Genomic DNA, 2,360 nt, shown 5'->3' on the forward strand with positions numbered 1-2,360 from the left:
AACAGCCGCCGTGGCCGCAAACGCAAACAGGGATTTAAATGCCGGTATAAGATGATGAGGAATTATGAGCGATCGCTGAATTAGTCGGTAGTCGTTAGTCTTTAGACGGTAGATTTTAGTCTTTAGTGGGATTCTGGCCTTTCTTTAAATTCTGGATTTTTAGTGGAGAGTGGAAAGTGGAGAGTGGAGGATTTGTGCTTTTTATTGTTTTTCTTGTGACCAGGTGACGTAGTGAAGCAGTGATGCGGTGATGCTGTTGCAGTTTACTTCGGTCGTTTCTCCCTCGTAATGACGGGGTCTTTATTCGTTAATTTGTGATTCGTTAATTCGTGATTCGAGGGTCTTTTTTCACGCAGAGCAGGCAAAGTCATTCGCAAAGGGAGCTGAACCTTGAACCAAAAGATTGCCGCGTCAGGCTATCGCCTTCCTCGCAATGACGGGATTTTACTTGCAGGTTTTTAGCTTTTCGCCTATTCTGTGAATCAGCTATCTACTCCTCTTCGGCCCATATAGGTTTTGAGGTAGGAATGTTTTCCATTCAGGAAATTTTCAGGGCTTTTGCCTATTAACTTCTGAAAGTCACGGATGAAATGCGACTGGTCATAATAGCCACAATCCAGGGCGAGATGATGCAGCTTTTCCTTTTCCGAAGTATTCAACAAGTGAAATACGGTAGCCAGTTGTATGATCTTACAGTAATATTTTGGAGAGACTCCAATCACTTTTTTAAAGATCCTCCGGAAATGCCGCGCCGATACCATGGCATCTTCTATCAATTCCTGCTGGGAGAGGTTCCCGTTTTTCAGAAATATCTTAAACAGGGAGTCATCCAGCCAGGTGATTGGAGGCAATCTTTGCTTTTCAAGTAGTTTCAGGTATTCGATGAGAAGAAGAAGGCATTTCTGGTTACACTTTTCTAATTCGAGATTTTGATGAAGTTCCCGGGTATCTAATGGAGAAGCTTCCTTCAAATTCCGCCAGGTATTTAGAAAATTATCTCCTGTTTTATGCAAAAGATAATAGTTGGCAGTAGGATAAAGCACCGCCCCAATTTGTCCGAAGATCCCGTTGATGTGAAAGTTTATTTTCGCATCGCAAATCTGGCCGGCCACGATGAGCCTGGAGGGAGTTTCCTGTTTTTGTCCGTTAATGCTCAGAAAGGGTTTATCCCCAAAAGTATGGAAGAAGAGGCAGTATCCTGAAGGATACATGGGAATGATCTCGTTCACGGGTTTTTGGGTTTCTCCCAGGATGAACCCGGCAACCAGATCCCGTAATATTTCCGGCACCGGGTAATCTACTTTTTTAGCGAATTCCTTGATCATTCTTATCTGTTAACGCAATTCCCGAGGACGTGTCCGAAATATACAATGCCGAACCATATGTAAATGCTTAATTTTAAGCAGCTTAAAGATAGCTAAATTATTTTTCAGGTTATTTTCTATGCGGAAATAGCCGGAAAACCCTTCCCTACAATACCTAATAGCCCTACTAAAAATGTCTTTTATTCTATCCCCATAGAGTAGCAATACCCGTTTGTGCATGCCCCATACAATTCAATTGAAGTAACAACCTTTAAAACCAATTATTATGAAATGAGCATAACGGAATTAAGCTTTAAATACCAATTATAATATGCGAATTGCATATGACCATTAAAAAACTATAAATATCAACATATGAAAAATGTATGGATTACCAGGCTACAAACAGCGCTGCTGCTATTATTCGTTTTTGCTCTTTTTCAATCCTGTAGTAAGGAGATGATAGAGGAGGATGCTTTGGAAACCGTTAGTAACGCAAGCATAAGCGATAAAGATCTTATTGAGGGGCATTATATAGTAATTGTCTCAGAAAAACCGGCCAAAAGAAACGCGAAGGCCGCTGCCGTGCTGGAGGAACTAAGCAAAGAATTAAAAAGTAAACCGGGGGCCAGGCTTAAGCAAACCTATAAACACGCTCTCACCGGATTCGCTGCGGAACTTACCGACAAGCAGGTGCGGAAACTGGAGAGAGATCCAAGGGTGGAATCTGTTGAGCAGGACGGATATATTTATTTAGATAATACCGTGAACGTCCAGGAAAATTGTACCTGGGGGCTGGACCGAATTGATCAGCGCGGCTCTCTTTTAGACAGGGCTTATGCTTCTACAGCTACCGGAGAAGGCGTTACCGCTTATATAATGGATTCAGGAATTCGCTATTCACATGATGAATTTGGAGGTAGGGCTTCCCTGGGATATGATTTTGTCGTTTCCGAAGATCCTGCTGATACAGATCCTAATCAGGCGCCGGGTGAAGATTGTATGGGACACGGTACTCATGTAGCCGGAACTGTTGGAGGCAGTGGCTTTGGAGTT

Annotated in this window: 2 protein-coding genes; one reads left to right on the forward strand and one right to left on the reverse strand. The window is 42.6% G+C overall.

The features are described 5' to 3' along the window. Positions 1-482 precede the first annotated feature (482 nt). A complete protein-coding gene (locus ACESK1_RS13080) occupies positions 483-1,325 on the reverse strand; it encodes a helix-turn-helix domain-containing protein (protein ID WP_372920615.1) in 843 nt (280 codons plus the stop codon). Between the two features lie 354 nt (positions 1,326-1,679). Here ACESK1_RS13080 and ACESK1_RS13085 point away from each other — a divergent pair. After that, positions 1,680-2,360 (forward strand): S8 family serine peptidase (locus ACESK1_RS13085; protein ID WP_372920616.1); only part of this gene is annotated, 681 nt, incomplete at its 3' end.

The organism is Salegentibacter sp. (assembly GCF_041642575.1).
Lineage (GTDB): Bacteria > Bacteroidota > Bacteroidia > Flavobacteriales > Flavobacteriaceae > Salegentibacter.